Below are 21,241 nucleotides of genomic sequence, written 5' to 3'. Positions count from 1 at the left end.
TGCGTTGCAGGGGAGGGAGAAAGACGGGCGCTGGCCGATTGCGTCTTCATCACAGATCCGGCCCGATCACCAGATGCAATCGGATGCCGTGCGCGCGATCGTCGTGGAGCGGCGTGCCCAGGTCGACGCGGATCATGCCCACCGGCGAGCGCCAGCGCAGGCCCAGTCCGGCGCCGATCTTCGGCCGGTAGTCGGTGCCGTCGAATGCGTTGCCGGCATCGACGAAGGCGGCCATGCCCCAGTTGCGCGTGAAGTAGTGCTCGACCTCGCTGCTGGCGACCAGCAGATGGTGGCCGCCGAGCACGCGGTCGGCGCTGTTGCGGGGGCCGATCGACTGGTAGCCGTAGCCGCGCACCGAGCGGTCGCCGCCGGCGAAGAAGCGCAGCTGCGGCGGCAGCGCGGCGAAGTCGTCGGTCCAGGTCACGCCGGCGCTGCCGCGCAGGATCAGCCGGTTGCGCCGGCCGAACGCGCGGATCCACTTCGCGTCGGCGGTCAGTTCGCTGAAGCTGGCGTCGGACAGCGCTCTGCCGGCGGTGCTGCGCGCGGCCACGCTGAGCAGCCAGCCGCGGCTCACGAAGTCGGGGTTGTCGGCCTGCTTGCGCGTCAGCGCGGCCTCGCCGAACACCAGCGTGCTGTGCCCATGTTCGACGCCGGGTGTGTTGTCCGGCTCGCCGCCGCGCTTGCCCACGGTGAAGGTGCCGGACAGTACGTGCACGCCCAGGCTGCGGGTCCAGCCGTGCCACTGGCGGGTCTCGTTGCCGACCAGTTCCAGCGTGCGCGATTGCGAGGTGGCGGTGTTCGCATCGCGGAAGTTCGCGCCGATGTTGTAGCTGCGCTGGTTGTTGCCGGGCATCGGGATCGAGTACAGCGTGGACAGCGTCTTCAGTTTCTGCGCCACTACCAGTTCGTTCTTCCACTGGTGCCCGCGCCGGTTGACCCAGCGCCGCTCCATCCCGGCGCGCACGCCGAAGCCGGTGTCGGTGCCGATGAACGGGCCGCCGGTATAGATCGTGCGCTTGGCCGGCGCCAGCTGCACGGTGACGTCGACCACGCCGTGCTTCGCGTGGTCCATCTCCGGCTGCACGTTGACCACCGCGAAGTAATCGGCGCCGTTCAGTACCTGCTGCAGTTCCAGCAACTGCTTTTGCGAGAAGTAGTCGCCGGACTTGAACGGCACGTAGCGGTCGAGAAAGCCGTCCTTGAACTGCGCGCCGTCGAAGTGCACCTGGCCGTAGCGGTAACGCGGACCGGCCTGCCACGCCAGCTTGATCGCCGCGCTGTGGCTGGCGCGGGTAACTTCGACCCGATGGGTGAGCAGGCGCGCGTCGAGGAAGCCGTTGGCGGTGAGCTGTGCACTGAGCGCGTCGCGCGCCGCGTCGTAGGCGCCGTGGTCCAGGGTCTTGCCCTGGAGCCGTTCGAGCGTGCGCTTCGCGCGGCGGATCGGGGCCAGCGCGGCGGCCTCCGGCGCCAGCCTCACCTCGACCGAGGTGACCTTGACCGGCTCGCCCGGCTGCACGTGCAAGGTTACCCGCCAGTCCTTGCCGACCGGCTGCAGCTCGCCGGTGACGCTGGCGTCGTAGTAGCCGTGGGGCTCCAGCGCCGCCTTCAGCTGGTCGGACGCGCGTTGGTACAGGCGCTTTGCCTGCGCGGCGCTGACGTCGCGGTGGCTGTACTGCGACAGCTCCATGCCGGCCGTCGCCGCCGCCTTCAGCGGGTCGGCGATACCGTCCACCACCAGTTGCACCCCGGCATGGGCCTGCGACGCCAGCAGCAACAGCGACAGCAGAAGGCTCGGGCGTCGGCGGAGACGGCGCATGCGCGGGGGTTCGTTCTCGAGGCGTCTTCGATAAGCGGCAGCTTACCCAAAGTGGAGCATGACTCGTGTGTACGAGGGCGGCCCTGCCTGGAGGCAGGAGCCGGAGCGCGTTCCTGATCCTGTCGATGCGGGCGCCGCCCGCATCAACCGACCGTATCGCCCGAGCGATGCGCGATCCATGCGCCGATCACCGCCGAGACATAGGGAATCGACTGCGCGGCGAGGATGAACATCCACAAGGTGCCTTCGACGTAGCGCGTGCCGTAGCCCAGCGCCATGCCGATGATGCACAACGCCAACGCGATCGCCATCAGCAGTTCCTCGCGCACCGGGGCGAACGCGGCGAAGCTGCTGCCGCCCATGCGCCGGCTCTTCGCGGTCACCACGAACGAGGTCTTCTGGCGGGTGAGCCCGTGCAGGATGCCGCGCGCGATGGCATGCGACAGGCCCATGCTGGCCAGCGAGGCCATCAGCGTGTCGTACCAGCTGCACGGCACGCGGGCGCGGTACAGCACGATGCCGAAGATGGCCTTGGCGAAGAAGAAGCCGATCACCGGGATCAGGAACAGCTGCATCGGCAGGCTGAAATACTGCGGGAAGGCGATCATGCCCGCGGTCCAGAACAGCGCCATCAGGGTGAAGATCAGGTGCAGCGCGTCGGCGAACCAGCTGAACCAGCCGGTGAGGAAGTGGAAGCGCTGGCCGGCCGAGAGCGGGCCCTTTTGCGTCATCCACCGCCAGCGGCCCTTGAGGATCTGCATGGCGCCGAACGCCCAGCGATAGCGCTGGCTCTTGTACGCCTTGAAGTCGGCCGGGGTTAGCCCCTTGCCCATCAGCTCGTCGACGTAGACCAGCTCGTAGCCGGCATGCATCAGGCGCAGGCCGAGCTCCGCGTCCTCGCAGATGGTCCACTCCGACCAGCCGCCGGTACCTTCCAGCGCCGAGCGCCGCACCATGGTCATGGTGCCGTGCTGGATGATCGCGTTGCGCTCGTTGCGGTGGTGCATGCCGATGCGGAAGAAGCCGTCGAACTCCCACGCGGTCATGCGGCGGAAGCGGTTGTGCTCGAAATCGCGGTGTGACTGCGGGCACTGCACCACCGCCACCTTCGGGTCGTGGAAGTGGCCGGTGAGGGTGGCCAGCCAGTCCGGGCGCACCACGTAGTCGGCGTCGATCACCGCCACCACGTCGGCTTCCGGCGCGGTTTCCTTCAGGCCGAAGTTCAGCGCGCCGGCCTTGAAGCCGGGCCACGGTTCCAGGTGGAAGAAGCGGAAGCGCGGGCCGAGCTTCTCGCAATAGGCCTGCACCGGCTGCCACACCGCCGGGTCCTTGGTGTTGTTGTCGATCACCAACACTTCGAAGTTGGCGTAGTCCAGTGCGGCCAGCGAATCGAGCGTGACCTGCACCATCTCCGGCGGTTCGTTGTAGCAGGCCAGGTGGATCGACACGAACGGCTGCTTCTCAGGCGGGTCGGGCGTGAGCATGCCGGCGTGGCGGAGCCAGTCGCGCCGCCACAGCACCTCGGTGAACTCGAAGCCGTTGATCAGCAGGATGGCGAGGATGGCGATCTGCGCCGGGAACAGCAGGGTGAGCATGGTCCAGTCGACCCAGCTCAGGTAGAAGTTGAACGGCAGCGTGGCCGACCACACGATCAGGCCGCAGGCGAGCTGGATCAGCGCGGCGAAGAAGAACCGCCCCATCAGCTTGAAGCGGCTGAAGCGGCGCGCGAACAGGATCATCGGCAGCAGCGCCAGCAGGCTCGCCGCGATCGCCTTCCACGGCCACGAGGTGTCCTCGACCACCGGGCCGGTCAGCGGGAACTTCAGCTGGCGGTCGGCGTTGAACATGCCCCAGTACGCGCCGGTGCGCCCCTCGCCGAGGTTCTCCTTCCACGGCTGGTCGAACGCCTCCATCAGGTAGTAGTCGATGTGCGCGGCCTTGGCCGCGTTCATCCAGTCGCGGATGAAGATCGCCTCGTTGGACACCGACGGGTCGGCGTACTCGTGGCGGTCGCCGTTCGACGGCCAGCCGATTTCGCCGACCACCACCGGCTTGTCCGGGTAGCGCTGGCGGATCTGCTGGTAGGCGCCGAGCGCCTGGTCCAGCGCCGGATGGGGGTTGCCGGAGGGGCCGCTGACCGGCACGCCGTTCCAGAACGGGAACAGGTGGATGGTGATGAAGTCCACGTGCTGCACCAGCTCGGGGTACTTCAGCCAGATGTAGTCCGGCTCGGCGATCGACACCGGCTGGTGCACGGCCGCGCGCACGCGGTCCAGGTACAGCATCATCTGCTCGGGCGGCAGGTCGTTGCGGAACAGCACCTCGTTGCCCACGATGACCCGGGTGACGGTGTCCGGGTAGGCGCGCGCCTTGGCGATCAGCAGCTCGATCTCGCGCTCGTTGTTGTCCAGCCGCTTGTCGATCTCCGCACCGGCCATCACCTTCAGCCCTACGGCCTGCGCCAGCCGGTACAGCTGCGGGTTCTGCCGCATGGTGTAGCTGCGGATGTGGTCCGTGTACCGATGCAGCAGCTTGAGGTCGGCGGCGATCTCGTCGTCGCTGGGATAATCCTGCTTGAACGGGCTCTGGTAGCGCTGGAACACCGACAGCGCGTAGCCGCCGACCTTGCCGTGCCAGTCCTCCGGCCCGCGCGGGTAGTTGCCCCACCACCACAGCCCGATGTTCATCGCGGCCACGATCAGGGCGAGCACGATCGCCGTGAGCAGCGGATACCGGCTGTTGTGGTTTGCTGCGGTGGCGCTCAAAAAAATCCCCGGAGGAAGCCTGCGCAACAGGCGGTAGAGCCCGAGGAGCTTAACCAATCCATGCCATCGGGCTCAATAAAGCGCGTCAGCTGCGGTCAGCGCAAGGTCAGGAGCGCAGCGCGCCAGGACGGCGGGCGAGACGGAAACGGCGCCCTCCCCGGGAAGGCGCCGTCGGTTCCGGGCGAATCGCCGGAAGGCCTACTTCAGCAGCGAGCGCAGCATCCAGGCAGCCTTTTCGTGCTCCTTCAGGCGTCCGGTGACCATGTCGGCGGTGCCGTCGTCGCCGGCAGCGTTGGCGGCCTTGAGCGTGTCGCGCGCGGTGGCGGCGGCGATCTCGTGGCCTTCGACCAGCTGGGCCACCATCGCCTTCCATTCCGGCACGCCGGCTTCTTCCTTGATCGCGCTGAGCTTGGCGAACTGGCTGTAGGAGCCGGGGGCGAACACGTCCAGCGTGCGGATGCGCTCGGCCACCTCGTCGGCGGCCAGCCACAGTTCGTGGTACTGGGTCGCGAACATGGTGTGCAGGCTGTTGAACTGCGGGCCGGTGACGTTCCAGTGGAAGCTGTGGGTCTTCAGGTACAGCGAGTAGGTGTCGGCCAGCAGCCGGGACAGGTGCCTGGCGACCGCCTCGAGGTCCTTCCCGGCGATACCGATGGAAATGGCCATGTGCTGCTCCTTCCTGCGGTGAGTCGATGGATCAACCGTAGCGGGTCGGTGCCCGCGGGTGAAATGAATCCTTCGGATGTTCCCGATAGTCCGCGGCTATCGGGTTGGCGACCCGCCAGCAGCTATCATGCGCGGTCCGATGAACGACACCCACTCGACCGCCAACGATTCCGCCGGTTCCGGCCTGCGCGGCCAGCTGGAGACGGTATGCAGCCGCGATTTCGGCCGCCTGCTGGGCCGCTGGCGTGCGCTGTCGCGCCGACCCGATGAAGACAAGCTGGCGTCGCTGCGCGCGGATATCGAACGTTCCGCGGCCAAACGTCGCGCCCGCGCCGTGGCCAAGCCGCCGATCCGGCTGGACGAATCGCTGCCGATCAGCGCGCGCGGCAAGGACATCGTCAAGCTGATCCGCGAGCACCAGGTGGTGGTGATCGCCGGCGAGACCGGTTCGGGCAAGACCACCCAGTTGCCGAAGCTGTGCCTGGCCGCCGGCCGCGGCGAGGCCGGCATGATCGGCTGCACCCAGCCGCGCCGGCTGGCCGCCCGTTCGGTCGCGCGCCGGGTGGCCGAGGAACTGGGCACGCCGCTGGGCGAGGTGGTGGGTTTCCAGGTGCGCTTCAACGACCAGGTGTCCGAGCGCAGCCTGATCAAGTTCATGACCGACGGCATCCTGCTCGCCGAGACGCAGGGCGACCCGTGGCTGTCCGCCTACGACACCTTGATCATCGACGAGGCGCACGAGCGCAGCCTCAACATCGACTTCCTGCTCGGCTATCTGAAACGGTTGGCGATCAAGCGGCCGGAACTGAAGATCATCGTCACCTCGGCGACGATCGACACCGCGCGCTTCGCCGAACATTTCGACGGTGCGCCGGTGGTGGAGGTGGAGGGGCGGGCGTATCCGGTCGAAACGCGCTGGCGGCCAGTGGGGGGTCAGAGTCACTTTTCGCAGGCGAAAAGTGACTCTGACCACAGACAGGGCAGCGCCGAGCACATCGCCGCCGTGCTCGACGAGATCACCCGCGGCGATCCGCGTGGCGACGTGCTGGTGTTCCTGCCCGGCGAGCGCGAGATCCGCGACGCGCACCTGCTGCTGTCGCGCCGGCAGTACCGCGAGACCGAGATCATGCCGCTGTACGCACGGCTCTCTGCTGGCGAGCAGGACCGCGTGTTCAAGCCCGGCGTGAAGCGCCGCGTGGTGCTGGCGACCAACGTGGCCGAGACTTCGCTGACCGTGCCGCGCATCCGCTACGTGATCGACACCGGTACCGCGCGGGTCAAGCGCTACAGCCAGCGCAGCCAGCTCGAACGGCTGCATGTCGAACCGATCTCGCAGGCGGCGGCGGATCAGCGCAAGGGCCGCTGCGGCCGTGTCGGACCGGGCATCTGCTATCGCCTGTACGACGAGGCGGATTTCGCCGGCCGCGCCGCATTCACCGACCCGGAACTGCTGCGCTCGTCGCTGGCCAACGTGATCCTGCGCATGCTGGCGCTGAAGCTGGGCGAGGTCGACGAGTTCCCGTTCCTGGAAGCGCCCGACCCGCGCGTGGTGGCCGACGGCTTCCGCCGGCTGACCGAAATTTCCGCGATCGACGAGGGGCGCAAGCTCACCGCGATCGGCCGTACCCTGGCGAAGTTGCCGATCGACGTGCAGCTGGCGCGCATGCTGGTCGAGGGCGAGCAGCTGCATGCCCTGCGCGAGCTGCTCGTCATCGTCGCCTTCCTCAGCATCCAGGACCCGCGCGAGCGCCCCGCCGATGCACGCCAGCAGGCCGACGCCGCACACGCCGCGTTCGCCGATCCGAAGTCCGACTTCGCCGGCGTGCTGAACCTGTGGCGCGCCTATCACGATGCGCACGAGGAGCTGACCCAGTCGAAACTGCGCGACTGGTGTTCGCGGCACTTCCTCAGCTTCATGCGCATGCGCGAGTGGCGCGAGCTGCACCGGCAGTTGCTGCTGGTGGTGGGGGAGCTAGGCTGGAAGCTGGATGGGCAGCCGCAAGCTGCGCGCCCTGCTCCTCCCCCTGCGCGCAGGGGGAGGTTGGGAGGGGGTGAAGCTTTTAAGATCAAGAGCACCCCTCCCCAACCCTCCCCTGCGAGCAGGGGAGGGAGCGAGAGCGTCGACGCCGATCGGTTGTACGAATCAGTACATCGCGCCTTGCTCGCCGGCCTGCCCACCCAGGTCGGCCGCAAGGACGAAAAGGGCGTCTACCAGAGCACGCGCGAGCGCAAGTTCCAGCTGTTCCCCGGCTCGGCGCTGGCGAAGGCGCCGCCGAACTGGGTCTTCTGCGCGCAGATCCTCGACGTGGGCGGGCGCGTGTGGGGCATGATGAATGCACGCGTCGAGCCGCTGTGGATCGAGCAGCAGGCCGCGCACCTGCTGCGCACACATTGCCGCGACCCGCACTGGTCGAAGAAGCGCGGCTGCGTGGTGGCGTACGAGCAGGTCAGCCTGTTTGGCCTGGTGCTGGTGGAGAAGCGGCCGGTCACCTTCCAGCGGCAGGATCCCGCGCTGGCCCATGCGATCTTCCTGCGCGAGGCGCTGGTGCGCGGCGACATCGACACGAAGGTGGATTTCGTGCGCGCGAACCAGCGCGTGCTGGAGGAGGCGCAGGGCATCGAGGCGAAGCAGCGGCGCGAGGGGCTGATTCGCCACGAGGACGAGCTGGTCGCATTCTTCGAGGGCAAGCTGCCCGAGGAGATCGCCAGCAGTCGCGCGCTGGACGTGTGGTACCGCAAGGCACGCCCGGCCGAGCAGGCGGCGCTGCGCTGGTCGCTGGACGACGTGATGGCCGGCGGCGCCGGGCTAGACGCGAGGGCCTTCCCTGCCGCGCTGGAGATCGGCGCGCAACGCTACCGGCTCGAATACCGTTTCGTTCCTGGCGACGAGGCCGACGGCGTCACCCTGCAGCTGCCGCTGGCGATGTTGAACGCGCTGCGGCTGGCACGCTGCGAATGGCTGGTGCCGGGCCTGCTGGCCGACAAGGTGGCCGAGCTGATCCGCGGCCTGCCCAAGGCGCTGCGGCGCAACTTCGTGCCTGCGCCGGACTTCGCGCGTGCGTTCGTCGAGGCCGAGGCGCCGCGCGACGAATCGCTGGTGAAGGCGCTGGCTGCATTCCTGCAACGCGCCACCGGCGTCGAGCTTGCCGCCGGCGACTTCACCGCCGTCGAACTGCCGCCGCACCTGCTGATGCGCTACCGCCTGCATGACGAGCGTGGCAGGACGCTGGCCAGCGGTCGCGACCTGGCGGCCCTGCGCGGGCAATGGGAAGGGCCGGCGCGCGAGGCGTTCTCGCGCAAGACCGATCTCGAGCTGACCCGCGAAGACGTGGCCAGCTGGGATTTCGAGGAGATCCCAGCGCAGCTGCGTTCCGAGGGCGGACTCACCGCGTTCCCGGCGCTGGTCGACCTGGGCGAGACGGTGGCGCTGCGCGTGTTCGAGCGCAGCGACGAAGCGCGCGTGGCGCATCGGCAAGGCGTGGTGCGGCTGCTGCGCAATGCGCTGGCCAGCGAGGCGAAGCAGGCGCGCCGCCGGCTGCCGATCGGCCATGCGCTGGCCTTGAAGTACGCTCCATTGGGCGGCGTGGAGGGCTTGCGCGAAGACCTGCTCGAAGGCGGCTTCGCCGACCTGCTGCAGCGCCATGAGCTGGACGTGCGCACCGCCGGCGCGTTCGAGTCGTTGCGCACGCAGTGCGCGCGCGAGCTGTTCGGCGCCGGCGTCGAGCGGCTGAAGCTGGCCGAACCGATCATCGAGGCGCAGGCTGATCTCAAGCCCTGGCTGCAGCCGCCGCTGCTGGGTTTCGCGCGCGCCAGCCACGACGATCTGCGCGAACAGTTCGACGCGCTGCTGGTGCCGGGTTTCCTGCGCGAGCTGCCGCCGGCACGGCTGGCGCACTACCCGCGCTACCTGAAGGCGATGCGCCTGCGCGGCGAGCGTCTGCGCCAGGACCCGGCGAAGGACCAGCAGCGCCTGCTGCAGGTGCTGCCGTATTGGCGCGCGTACCTGCAGCACCGCGCCGCCGGCGCCGACCCGGCGGGTCTGGACGAGTTGCGCTGGCTGATCGAGGAATGGCGCGTCTCGCTGTTCGCGCAGGAACTGAAGACCGCCGAGCCGGTCTCGGCCAAACGCCTGGCCAAGGCGCTGGCGGCGCTGGGCTGAGCGATACGGCGCCCCTGCGCCGCAGGAGCAGGCTGGCGCCGGCTTCGGGTCAGTTGCTCAGAGGGTGTCGACAAAACAATCAGCTTGCGAGTCTAGTGGCGAGGATACGCGCTTCGACTAACCAGACCCAAGCCACCGGCGCCCATGCGGAGCGATCATGGTGCACCATCAGTCGCCGGGCGCGCTCGTTCCAGGCATGAGTGCGCTCAACAACCCAGCGTTTGGCAAGGACGACGAAGCCTTTGGCCACGGGGTCGGGCAGTAGCGGAAGCTGTGCACCCTGCCACGATCCCGTGTTGCGGTTTTGCGGGTGGCGAACGATCTCGACCTTCAAGCTCGGGTGCGCGGCCTCGATGCCTTCCTTGCACTTGCCGGCGTAGGCGCCGTCGGCATAGAGCTTGAGCAGTCCAGGAACCTTGGCAACGGCTTGATCCACAACGGCGGGCGCGGCATCGCGATCCTGCACACTGGCGGCGGTCACGCTCACCGCCAACAACCACCCGAGCGTGTCCACCAACAGGTGGCGTTTGCGACCCTTGACCTTCTTGCCGGCGTCGCGTCCAGTCATGCCGCCTTGCGCGCTGCTGCGGTTGCTTTGTGCGTCGATCACGCCGGCCGTGGGCTCGGGCTTGCGGCCTTCGCGTTCCCGCCACTGGGCGCGCAGACGATCATGCATGGCTTCGAACAAACCGGCCTTCGCCCAGCGGCTGAACGTCTTGTGGACACTGGCCCACGGCGGGAAGCTCTTGGGCAGCAAGCGCCAGGCGCACCCCGTGCGCACCACATAACAACAGGCGTCGACGACGCGTTTGCGCGCATAGCTTACGGGCCGCCCCTGCCCGCCATCGCGCTCGAACAAGTCAGCCACCCACGCCCATTCCGCGTCGGTCAGGTCGGTGTTCATGCCGCTGGCACCTTCCTTGCGCCGATGCCTTGCCGTATAGCCATAGCGTTGGGGTGCACCATCCGCCGGCGTGGGTTCCGGCTTGGCGATGGCAGGCTTCGCCTTGTGGATACCGGCCTGCCGCAGCGCCTTGCGCACCGTGGCCGAACAGACCTTGACCTTCGTTTGCTCACGCAACGCGCCGGTCACCTCGTCCAAGGTCGCGTGCGGCGATGCCTTCACGATGGTACGCAAGGCGGTGACATGCCCTGCGTTCAGGCTCGGCTTGCGCCCTCGTTTCACCGGCGTCGCCTCGGTCTTGCTCATTCAAACCCGCCCAAAGTGCCTGTTTACGGCATGTTCGCAGCCTATTTTTATTTTGTCGACACCCTCTCAGAGCTTGTGAAGAAAACCACATCCTGTGGTTTTCTTCGATCGCGAGTCCGGTACACGCCCGGCCCTCGGGCAACTGCTCCTGCGTTGCCTCAACTCGGGCATCCATACCCTCGCCATGCCCTCGCCGTGGCCGGTCTGAGAGGTTGAAAAATCACAACCTCTCAGCGCGTCCGCCGCACGTGCACGCTGCCGTTGCAGCCATTCACGTACATCAGCCAGCTGTCGAACAGCGACGGCTTGAGCTTGACCGCCGGGTTGTCGGCGCTCATGCAGACGGGTGCGTCCGAGCCGATCTGCTTCCATGCCTGGCCATTGTCCAGGGTGAATTCGTCGTGGCCGTGCCAGCCGCTGAAGTGCCCGACCAGGTGGGCGTTGAACTTGCTGCGCTTCTGCTTTGGTTCGTAGAACACCGGCTGGCCGCTGGTGTCGACCATCTTGGTGGTGGTCTTGCCGTGCTGGCGTAGCCATTCGTCGAGATTCTGCAATTCCTGCGCCGACAGCTTGTCCAGGCCGGCGGCCTTGAATTCGGTGGCGCTCATGCGCTGTTGCAGGCCATCGGCCTGTTGCGCCTGCGCAGACAGGCAAGCCAGCGACAGCGCCAGCAGCAGCGGCAAGCGCGGGTGGCGGGGACGAATCGACATGGGCGCATCCTCGGGGCAGAAGGGAAGCGCCGATTCTGCGCGGTAGGACGGCCCCGCGCCAAGGGGAGCAGGGCGATTTGCCCCACGACGGTCGGCGCGGCTGCGGCTACCATGAGGCGGCAATACCCGAGCTGATCTTCCATGGCCCCGATCGTCGAACCCTCCAGTTTGTCCCGCTGGCGCGAGCATGCCGGCGCCGTGTTGCCGGCACTGGCCGAGCCGCTGGAGGCCTGCACCACCCGCGCGGTGAACCAGGTCGAATGCGCCGACGTGCTGGAACTGCTCGGCATGCTCGGTTGCGACGCGCAGACCCAGGCGGCGGCGCTGTGGTTCGAGCTGGCCCGGGTCGACCCTGCGCTGTGGGCGCAGCGTCGCGCGGCGTTGCCGGCCGAACTGCAGCGGCTGGTCGACGGCCAGCAAGCGGCCGAGCAGGTGTGGGCGCTGCACGCGCAGCGGCCGCCGCAGGGCGCGGCCGAGGGTCTGCGCCGGCTGCTGCTGGCGATCGTGCGCGACCTGCGCGTGGTGTTCGTGCTGCTGGCGCGGCAGCTGGCGCGGATGCGTGCGGCGCCGGCGTTGCCGGAGGACGAGCGGCAGGCGCTGGCACGGCTCACCCGCGACATCCACGCGCCGCTGGCGAACCGGCTCGGCATCTGGCAGCTGAAGTGGGAGCTGGAGGATCTGGCGTTCCGCTACCTGCAGCCGGGCACCTACCGGCGCATCGCCAACCTGCTCGACGAGCGCCGCGCCGACCGCGAGGCGTTCATCCACGATTCGCTGGACCAACTGCAGCGCGCGCTGGCGGCGGCCGGCATCCAGGCCGAGCTGGCCGGGCGGCCCAAGCACATCTATTCGATCTGGAAGAAGATGCAGCGCAAGTCGCTGGACTTCTCCGACCTCTACGACATCCGCGCGGTGCGCGTGCTGGTCGACAGCATCACCGACTGCTACGCCGCGCTGGGCGTGGTGCACGCGCTGTGGCCGCACCTGCCGGGCGAGTTCGACGACTACATCGCGCGGCCCAAGGCCAACGGCTACCAGTCGCTGCACACCGCGGTGATCGGGCCGGAGGGCAAGACGCTGGAAGTGCAGATCCGCACCCACGCCATGCACCGCGCCAACGAACTGGGCGTGGCCGCGCACTGGCGCTACAAGGAAGGCGGCAGCGCCGACGCCGAGTTCGAGGCGAAGATCGCCTGGATGCGCAAGCTGCTGGAGCCGCGCGGCGAGGACGACAGCGCGCTGGCCGCCGAGCTGCAGACCGAACTGCTGGAAGACCGCGTCTACCTGCTGACCCCGAAGGGCGAAGTGTTCGACCTGGCGCGCGGCGCCACCGTGCTGGATTTCGCCTACCTGGTGCACACTGAGGTCGGCCACCGCTGTCGCGGCGCCAAGGTCAACGGCCGCATCGTGCCGCTGACCTTCCAGCCGCAGAGCGGCGACCGCGTGGAGATCCTTACCGGCAAGCTGGCCGAGCCCAGCCGCGACTGGCTGTCGCCACACCACGGCTACCTCAACACCGCGCGGGCAAAGGACAAGGTGCGCGCGTGGTTCCGCAAGATCGCGCACGACGCCAACCTCGCGGTGGGACGCGGCATGTTCGAGCGCGAGCTGAAACGCCTAGCGCTGGCCAGCGCCGACGTGACGAAGTTGCCGGCGCACTTCCATCTGAAGAACCACGACGAGCTGCTGGTGGCGCTGGCGCTGGGCGAGGTCACGTCGGGGCAGATCGCCCGCGTGCTGCAGGAGGCGGCGCAGCCGTCCGAACCGGCGGCCGTCACCCAGTCGGGTACGCCGGTGGCCTCGCGCCACGCCACGCTCGACCACAGCGCGCTGCGCATCGAAGGCATCGGCAACCTGCTGACCACGCTGGCGCGCTGCTGCCAGCCGCTGCCCGGCGACCCGGTGCGCGGCTTCGTCACCAAGGGCCGCGGCGTCTCCGTGCATCGCACCGACTGCAGCAGCCTGGCGCGGCTCGCCGCGCGCGATCCGGACCGGGTGATCGAGGTGAGCTGGGGCAACGCCGCGGCGCAGGCCTACGAGGTCGACATCGAGCTGCGCGGCTACGACCGCAAGGGCCTGCAGAAGGACGTCACCAGCGTGGTCAGCAACGCCGGTACGCACATCATCGCTTCGTCCAGCCGGCTGTTCGTGCACACCGGCGAGGTGGAGATGCGCTTCACCCTGCGCGTGCGCGACTTCGAGCAGCTGTCCACCCTGCTCGGCAAGCTGTTGGCGCTGCCCAACGTGCTCGACGTGCGCCGGGTCGGCACCGGCTGAATGACCGCGCAATGCCGGCCGGGGGACGGAACGGCGCCGGTGGCCGGATGTTAAGCTGCAGCGTCAGCCTGCACGGCCACGAACCATGAGCGGACGCCGCGACCACCACGACGCACATCCACCGACTCGTACCGAGCCCACCCTGGGCGACCTCGGTCGACTGGATGTGCCGCCCGCGCCGGCCGAGGAACCGCTGCCGCCGGTTTCGGTCGAACCGCGCCAGCCGCGCTGGGAGGGTGGCCCGCGGCGGCGCCGGCAGCATCGCCGCGGCTGGGGGATGTGGTTGCTGCTGCTGGCGCTGGCGGCGGTCGGCATGCTGTGGATGAATCAGAACCGCCTGCGCGGCATGCTGCCGCGCACCGACTTCAACACGGTGCTGGCGCAGGCCCAGCAGGCCCTGCAGGACGGCCGTCTGGACGGCCAGAATGGCAGCAGCGCGCGCGAGCTGTTCCAGGCCGCGGCGGCGCTGGAGCCGGACAACGACCGCGCCCGCGACGGCCTGCGTCAGGTCGGTCAGGCCATGCTGGCGCAGGCCGACGCCGCGCTGCAGGCGGGCCAGCTGGCCCAGGCCACACAGCAGGCGACGGTGGCCCGCGAACTGCTCGGCGGCGGCAGCGACATCGACCGGCTCGACCGTGCGATCGCCGCTGCCCGCGCCGCGCAGGTGCACACAGGGGATCTGGTCGACCAGGCGCAACAGGCGCTGGCCGCCGGCAAGCTGGATGGCCCCGAGGGGGCCGGTGCGCTGTACCAGCGCGTGCTGCGCGCCGACCCCGGCAACGCGGTGGCCGCGCACGGGCTCGACCAGGTCGGCAACGCGCTGGCGGTGCAGGCGCGCGCGGCACTGGACGCGAAGGACGGCGCCACGGCCGACGCGCGCATCGAACAACTGGCCACGCTGCAGCCGAACAACGGCGCGCTGCCGGCGCTGCGCGCGCTGCAGGCGCAGACCCGCAAGCAGGACAGCAGCGCGCTGGAGTCGGCGCTCGCTGCCGGCCAGGAGGCGCTGCGCGCCGGCCGCATCGTCGGCAGCGGCGAGGACACCGCGCTGGCCCGGTTCCAGGCCGCGCTGAAGCTCGATCCGGACAACGCCCAGGCGCGCGACGGCCTCGGCCGGGTGGCGCAGGCGCTGACCGTGCAGGCCAGTGCCGCGCTCGACGGCGGCGACACCGCGCAGGCGGCGAAGCTGCTCGAGCAGGCGGCCGAACTGGCGCCGCGCTCGGCCGACCTTGCCGCGGCGCGGGCACGGCTGGACAAGGCATCCGCGCCGACACCGCCGCCGGCGCGTCCCGCGGCAGCGGACCAGGCGTCGACGCCGGTGGCCCCGCCGGCCACGCCGGCCGTGTCGCCGCAGCAGCACGAAGCAGTGGCGCTGCTGGTGCAGCGCGCGCAGCTGGCGGCGAGCAACGGCAACATCCTGATGCCGCCAGGCGACAGTGCCTACGACCTGTACCGCAGCGCGCTGGCGATCGACGGCAACGACGCGGCGGCGCTGCACGGCCTGCAGGCCCTGCCCGGGCGGGTCGAGGGCCAATTCAACCAGGCGCTTGCCGCCGGCGACCTGGGCAAGGCCGGCGACCTGCTGGCGAGCTTCGCCGAACTGGCGCCGGGCAACGCCGCGCAGGGCGCACTGGGCAACCGGCTGGCCGGCGCCTGGCTCGACCAGGCCGAGCAGCAACTGGCGCATGGCGACCGCAGCGGTGCCGACCAGTCACTGCAGCGCGCGCGCAAGCTGGCCCCGGCCAACCCGCGCGTGCTCGACCTGGACGTCCGCCTGCGGCGTGGCGGGTGAGCGCCGCATGACGGTACTGGTGTTCGGCGCCAGCAGCCAGATCGGCCACTTCCTGTTGCCGCGCCTGCTCGCCAGCGGCGAGGCGGTGCTCGCGCTGAGCCGGCAGCCGCGGTCCACGCAGGCCGGAGTGACCTGGCTGCAGGGCACGCTGCCGGACTGTGTGCCGGTGGTGCCGCCGCTGTCGGCGATCATCAGTTTCGGCCCGCTGCAGGGACTGGCTGACTGGCTGGCGCAGGCCAGCATGGCCGATGCGGCGCGGGTGATCGCCACCAGTTCGATGAGCGCCGAAAGCAAACGCGATTCCAGCGTGCCGGCCGAACGCGCCCTCGCGCGCCAGCTGCGCGACGGCGAGGCCGCGCTGGCCGCTGCCTGCGAGCGGCACGGCTGTGCCTGGACCGTGCTGCGGCCCACCCTGGTCTACGGCGCCGGCCTGGACAAGAGCCTCAGCCCGATCGCCCGCCGCGCGATGCGACTGCGGCTGTTTCCGCTGCCGTCCGGACGCGGCTTGCGCCAGCCGGTACATGCCGACGACATCGCGCAGGCGGTGCTGGCCGCGCTGGAATGCCCGGCGGCGGCCGGGCGGATCCTGCCGATCGGCGGCGGCGAGCGGCTGCGTGCCGGCGAGATGTTTGCGCGGGTGCGTGGCAGCCTGCCGAGAGCCACCGTGCCCTTGCCGCTGCCGGCCTGGCTGCTGCGGCTGGGCCAGCGCGCGCTGCCGCCGCTGCGCGGTCCGTTGAGCCGGCTGGACAGCGACCTGGTCGCCGACAACGGCGAATTGCAACACCTGCTCGGCATCCGTCCGCGCCCGTTCCGCCCCGACGCCGCGATGTGGGTACCCCCCGTGTAGATACCGTCTCGTTCCGCGTTATGCAAGCGAGCATCCAGGTGATGCGTGCGCAGAGGCAACGAGGCGGTGTCTGGGGTAGTCAGGATCAAACAGCGAGTTGGTATGGATGACGCCCCAGACTAGGTGCAGGAGCTTCCGCATGGCGGCACACACGGTCACGATGGGGAGCTTCCCGCGTGCGAGCAACCGTTCGCAGAAGGCACGAACCACGGGGTTGTGGTTCTTGGCGCAGATGGCGGGAAAGTAGAGTTTGGCGCGCAAGCCGGGGGCACCGGTTTTGGAGATCCGGACCTGTCCCTTGAGCGTGCCCGACTCGCGCCGTGCCGGGTTGAGGCCGGCGAAGGCGACCAGCTTGCCCGGCGCGTCGAAGCGTCGCAGGTCGCCCAGTGCGGCGAGCAGGGAGGCCGACGTGGTCTTGGCGATGCCGGGGATGGACGTCATCAACGCCGCGTCGTAGCGCAGCTGGGGATCCTTGTCGATGTGATTGTTGATGCGCTGCTCCAGCGCCTTGATCTGCTTGCGCAGTTCCTTGAGCGACGCTTCCACCGAGTCGCGTACGGCGTCATTGGCGACGTCGAGTCGGTTCGCTTCCATCCGCTCCATGCCCTTGAGATCGTCCAGCCGTTCGACCAGCGCGCGCAAGGTGCGCTGGGCCGCTGTCGGCGGCATCCACGGCGCCATCGGATGGGTGCCGGCCTGCTGACTGGTGGCGAACTGCGCAATGAGCTTGGCGTCTGTGCGGTCGGTCTTGGTTCGCGTCAGCTGGCTCTTGCCGAAGTACTTTACTTGCGCCGGATTGGCCACGTAGACCGTCTTGCCTTGCTGTACCAGGAAGATGGCCAGTGCCTCGTGATAGATCCCCGTCGCTTCCATGCACACCGCCGCTTCCGGCGCGTGCTTGTCCAACCAGGTCATCAACTCCTGGAAGCCTTCTTCACGATTGGCCACCTTGGCGCGTGTCTGGAATTTGCCCGGCTTGGCCAGACCAACGGCCACATCAAACGTGGCCTTGGCCACATCCACTCCCACAACGTTTGTCATCGCCTTACCTCGCATGGTTTGTTCCGATCACCATGCTCATCCGGCTGATCCTTAGGTGTGCAGGCTCACGCCAGTGGCGGGCCGAGGGTACCGTTCAAACTTCTGGATGAGCGAAATCGGAACCGGGGTGTGCATCTACGTCACGGGCTCGAAGCCAAAGGAGCGCATCGGCATCACCCGGTTCCCCCGATGATCAGTCGGGAATGCTCGACCCTGACAGGTCGGACATCAAGACCTAAGGAGCGCACCCTGTGCGCGATGCTCTTCGTCAGGTGGCGAAAGAGCATCGCGCACAGGGTGCGCTTGTATGTTTGGTCCCGGCAAGCGAGAAAGAGCTTGCCGGGGTGGAGGGACCAGGTTCGCATCTGGCCAAAGGCACAGACGGTAGGAGACTTCGTCCCGCCCCTCACCACCAGCGCCAATAAGGAATCTATCGGCCTTTGGGACCGACGATTTGTGGCAAGCCAGCGCAGGTGAGTTCCCGGCAAGCGCCCTGAAAGCTACCCGGGAGAACCCCTCATGGCAATGCATGTTGAAGCTCGATTGATTGGCGCCGATGTGGCCAAGGCGGAGCTGGTGATTCGCCAGTCCTGGTCGTCGGATGTGGTGAAGTTGAGCAATGAACGCAAGGCGATCGACCGCTACCTCAAGACGCTGGCCGGCCCCGTGTGCCTGGCGGTGGAAGCGACCAACGTCTTTCACGTCCTGCTGGTCGAGCGGGCTCACGCGTTGGGGCATTCGATCTACGTGATTGATGGCCTGCGGCTGAAGCGCTACCGCGAAAGCATCGGCGGACGAGCCAAGACCGATGCGTCGGACGCCGCCTTGCTATTGCGCTACCTCACGCATGAAAAGAGCGATCTGCGGGCGTGGACCCCGCCGCCAGCGGGCTATGCCACGGTCCAGCGTCTACTGCGCCGTCGCGCCGTGCTGGTTCAGGCACAAACGACCTTGCGTCAGAGCCTGCAATGCCTGCCGGAGCTAAAGACCTCCACGCGCGCCATGCTGGCCAAGATGGCCCACCTGCAGCACCTCATCGACCAACGCGTGCAGAAGGCACTGCTGCATCAAGGCTGGAACGCCGACGCACGACGCTGTGAGGGGATCGAGGGGATCGGCCCCGTCACCGCCGCCGCCCTGACCCTGATCTTCCACCGCGGCGCCTTCAAGAGCGCCGATGCCTACATCGCCTTCATCGGCATGGACGTCCGTGTCCGCGAGTCAGGCACCTTCAGCGGACGACGCAAGCTGACCAAGAAAGGGGACCCGGAACTGCGCCGGTTGCTTTACATGGCCGCCATGACCGCTTGTCGATCGTCCACCTGGAAACCCTTCTACGAGCGTGCCATGGCACGTGGCTTGACCCGCATCCAGGCGCTGGTCGCGCTCGGACGCAAACTCGCACGTATCGCCTTCGCGCTGCTCAAAAACCAGTCCAACTACCGCGCCAAGGCGCATCAGATGGCTTGACTAACAACATAGAATCTCCTACCGGTTCCCCGATGCCTTGTTGCCCGTATTCGGCCATAAAACCGCCCGCCGCGTTCATATGCCCGCCGGGTAGCAGGCCCTATGATCCAACCACTCGATAGCCGGATTTCCCCGCGTTGGCCCTCTTGACCCGTACTCGCGCGTTGGCACGCCGCAGCTGGCCGTGGTTGCGCATCCCGTTCTGGATCGGCATGGGCCTGCTGTTCGGCTTCGTGCTGCCGTACACGCTGGTGCTGAACAAGCGGGTGCAGGACCGTTTCAACGAGCTGGTGTTCGCGGTGCCCACCCGGGTCTACGCGCGGCCGCTGCCGCTGGCGGCCGACACGCCGATGACCAGCGCAGCGCTGGAACTGGAGCTGACCTTCGCTGGCTACAGCAACGACGGCAAGGGTCAGGTTGCCGGCAGCTGGGTGAAGCAGGGTGCGCGCTACACCATCGCCTCGCGCGGCTACGCCGGGCCGGACGGCGGCGAGCTGCCCAAGCGCATCCGCGTCACGCTGGGTCAGGGCGTGGTGCAGTCGGTGCAGGACGCGGCCAGCGGCAAGCCGATCGAGCTGGCCCACCTGGACCCGGCGCGCATCGCCACGCTGTACGGCGCCAGCCAGGAAGAGCGCCGCTTCGTGCGCCTGGCCGACGTGCCGCCGCTGCTGGTCAGCGGCCTGCAGGCGGTCGAGGACCGCGACTTCAACCACCACATCGGCATCGACGTCAGCGCGATCGCGCGCGCCGCGTTCGCCAACCTGCGCGCCGGGCACACCGTGCAGGGCGGCTCCACGCTGACCCAGCAGCTGGTGCGCAACCTGTTCCTCAGCCGCGAGCAGAACTTCACGCGCAAGATCAACGAGGCGCTGATGGCGCTGCTGCTGGAGGCGCACTACAGCAAGGGACGCATCCTCGAGGCCTACGTCAACGACGTTTTCCTCGGCCAGCAGGGCGGCCAGGCGGTGCACGGTTTCGCGGCGGCGTCGGAGTTCTACTTCGGGCGCCGGCTGGAAGACCTGCGGCCGCAGGAGATCGCGTTGCTGGTGGGCATGGTGAAGGGGCCGAGCTACTACGACCCGCGCCGCTCGCCGCAGCGCGCGCTGGCCCGGCGCAACCTGGTGCTGCAGGAATTCTTCGATACCAACCTGATCGGCGCCGGGCAGCTCAATACCGCGCAGGCCGCGCCGCTGGACATCGTCAAGAACGGCCAGCTGCCGCACAACCGCTTCCCCGCCTTCATGGACCTGGTGCGCAAGCAGATCACCGCCGACTTCGACGAGCAGGCGCTGCGTGAGGGCAAGCTGTCGATCTTCACCACGCTGGATCCGGCCGCCCAGCTGTACGCCGAGCGGGCGATCACCGACAGCCTGAAGGGTCTGGGCAAGCGCGGCGACGGGGTGCAGGCGGCGGCGGTGGTGACCAGCGCGCAGACCGGCAGCGTGCTGGCCGTGGTCGGCAGCAGGACGCCGGGTGAGCAGGGCTTCAACCGCGCGCTCGACGCGCGCCGGCCGATCGGCTCGACCATCAAGCCGTTCGTCTACCTGGTGGCGCTGACCCAGCCGCAGCGCTGGAACCTGGCCAGCCTGATGGACGATGGCCCGGTCAGCATGCGCCAGCCCGACGGCAGCTACTGGACGCCGCAGAACGACGACCACCGCAGCCACGACCCGCTGATCATGGTCGATGCGCTGGCCCACTCGTGGAACCTGGCCACCATCCACCTCGGGCTGCAGGTCGGGTTGCCGCGCATCCAGGCGTTCCTGAAATCGTTCGGCATCGGCGACATCAACCCCAGCCCGTCGCTGCTGATCGGCGCGCAGGACCTGGCGCCGCTGCAGCTCACCCAGCTGTACCAATACCTCGCCGCCGACGGCCATGCGCTGCCGCTGGTGGCGGTGCGCGGCGTGCTCGACGGCAACGGCCGCACGATCAAGCGCTATCAGGTGCAGGGTGGCCCCGGCGAGTACCGGGACGCGGTGCGGCTGACCACCTGGGCGATGCAGCAGGTGGCCGAGTACGGCACCGCCAGCGCGCTCGGCAACTCCGCGCTGGCCTCGCTGCACGCCGCCGGCAAGACCGGCACCAGCAACGACATGCGCGACAGCTGGTTCGCCGGTTTCACCGGCGAGCACCTGGCGGTGTTCTGGATGGGTCGCGACGACAACAAGCCGACCACCCTGTTCGGCGCCAGCGGCGGCCTGCGCGCCTGGCGTGAGCTGTTCGCCAGGCTGCCGACCCGGCCCTTGTCGGCCGCGCCCGGCGAAGGGCTGGAGATGGCCTGGATCAACCCGTCCAGCGGCCGGCGCACCGAACCGCAGTGCGCGGGCGCGCAGCAGGTGCCGGTGATCGCCGGCACCGTGTCGGCCGACGCCGAAGGCTGTTTCTGGCAGGGTATCCAGAGCCTGTTCGGCGGCAGCAACGGCCCGCCGCCCGCTGCCGCCGGCGCCGCCTCCACCGCACCCGACTTACCGAACGGAAATTGATC

General features: G+C 68.7%; 12 protein-coding genes. 6 read left to right on the top strand and 6 right to left on the bottom strand.

Annotation, left to right across the window (positions count from 1 at the left end):
• Positions 1–49: 49 nt before the first annotated feature.
• The 3 genes from LRK53_RS15900 to LRK53_RS15890 form a co-directional block, all read right to left on the bottom strand.
• Positions 50–1,816: an autotransporter assembly complex protein TamA gene (locus tag LRK53_RS15900; RefSeq protein WP_027493381.1), complete on the bottom strand. Its 1,767-nt coding sequence runs from the start codon at positions 1,814–1,816 to the stop codon at positions 50–52.
• Positions 1,817–1,959: 143 nt separating this feature from the next.
• Positions 1,960–4,581 (bottom strand): glycosyltransferase family 2 protein, encoded by a 2,622-nt coding sequence (locus LRK53_RS15895; RefSeq protein ID WP_027493380.1) that lies wholly within the window; start codon positions 4,579–4,581, stop codon positions 1,960–1,962.
• 198 nt (positions 4,582–4,779) lie between these two features.
• Entirely contained in the window at positions 4,780–5,247 is a 468-nt protein-coding gene (locus LRK53_RS15890) for a Dps family protein (RefSeq protein ID WP_027493379.1), read from the bottom strand.
• A 139-nt stretch (positions 5,248–5,386) separates the two neighbouring features.
• Here LRK53_RS15890 and hrpA point away from each other — a divergent pair, with 139 nt between their 5' ends.
• The gene (gene hrpA, locus LRK53_RS15885) at positions 5,387–9,406 is read left to right on the top strand and encodes an ATP-dependent RNA helicase HrpA (protein WP_027493378.1); all 4,020 of its coding nucleotides are present in this window, start codon (positions 5,387–5,389) and stop codon (positions 9,404–9,406) included.
• 79 nt (positions 9,407–9,485) lie between these two features.
• Here the strand turns inward: hrpA and LRK53_RS15880 are convergent, their stop codons facing one another.
• Together LRK53_RS15880 and LRK53_RS15875 are read right to left on the bottom strand one after the other, a co-directional pair.
• Positions 9,486–10,616, bottom strand: a complete 1,131-nt coding sequence (locus LRK53_RS15880; RefSeq protein WP_235642382.1) for an IS5 family transposase — start codon at positions 10,614–10,616, stop codon at positions 9,486–9,488.
• 230 nt (positions 10,617–10,846) lie between these two features.
• On the bottom strand, positions 10,847–11,326 hold the full coding sequence (locus tag LRK53_RS15875; protein ID WP_027491470.1) for a hypothetical protein: 480 nt from the start codon (positions 11,324–11,326) through the stop codon (positions 10,847–10,849).
• A 141-nt stretch (positions 11,327–11,467) separates the two neighbouring features.
• Here LRK53_RS15875 and LRK53_RS15870 point away from each other — a divergent pair, with 141 nt between their 5' ends.
• From LRK53_RS15870 to LRK53_RS15860, 3 genes are all read left to right on the top strand, one after another.
• A complete protein-coding gene (locus LRK53_RS15870) occupies positions 11,468–13,603 on the top strand; it encodes a RelA/SpoT family protein (RefSeq protein WP_027491471.1) in 2,136 nt (711 codons plus the stop codon).
• A gap of 85 nt (positions 13,604–13,688) precedes the next feature.
• Positions 13,689–15,395 (top strand): tetratricopeptide repeat protein, encoded by a 1,707-nt coding sequence (locus LRK53_RS15865; RefSeq protein ID WP_027491472.1) that lies wholly within the window; start codon positions 13,689–13,691, stop codon positions 15,393–15,395.
• Between the two features lie 7 nt (positions 15,396–15,402).
• Entirely contained in the window at positions 15,403–16,242 is an 840-nt protein-coding gene (locus LRK53_RS15860) for an SDR family oxidoreductase (RefSeq protein ID WP_027491473.1), read from the top strand.
• A gap of 18 nt (positions 16,243–16,260) precedes the next feature.
• Here LRK53_RS15860 and LRK53_RS15855 read toward each other — a convergent pair whose 3' ends face one another.
• Positions 16,261–17,283, bottom strand: a complete 1,023-nt coding sequence (locus LRK53_RS15855) for an IS110 family RNA-guided transposase (RefSeq protein WP_081666535.1) — start codon at positions 17,281–17,283, stop codon at positions 16,261–16,263.
• 558 nt (positions 17,284–17,841) lie between these two features.
• Here LRK53_RS15855 and LRK53_RS15850 point away from each other — a divergent pair.
• Together LRK53_RS15850 and mrcB are read left to right on the top strand one after the other, a co-directional pair.
• Positions 17,842–18,753, top strand: coding sequence for an IS110 family RNA-guided transposase (locus LRK53_RS15850; protein WP_235642183.1), 912 nt, complete (start codon positions 17,842–17,844; stop codon positions 18,751–18,753).
• A gap of 137 nt (positions 18,754–18,890) precedes the next feature.
• The gene (mrcB, locus tag LRK53_RS15845; protein ID WP_027492634.1) at positions 18,891–21,239 is read left to right on the top strand and encodes a penicillin-binding protein 1B; all 2,349 of its coding nucleotides are present in this window, start codon (positions 18,891–18,893) and stop codon (positions 21,237–21,239) included.
• Positions 21,240–21,241: the final 2 nt, after the last annotated feature.

The sequence above is a fragment of the Rhodanobacter thiooxydans genome (assembly GCF_021545845.1).
GTDB lineage: Bacteria > Pseudomonadota > Gammaproteobacteria > Xanthomonadales > Rhodanobacteraceae > Rhodanobacter.
Note: the sequence above shows the minus strand (reverse complement) of the source record. Positions and strands in the feature narration are given on the sequence as shown.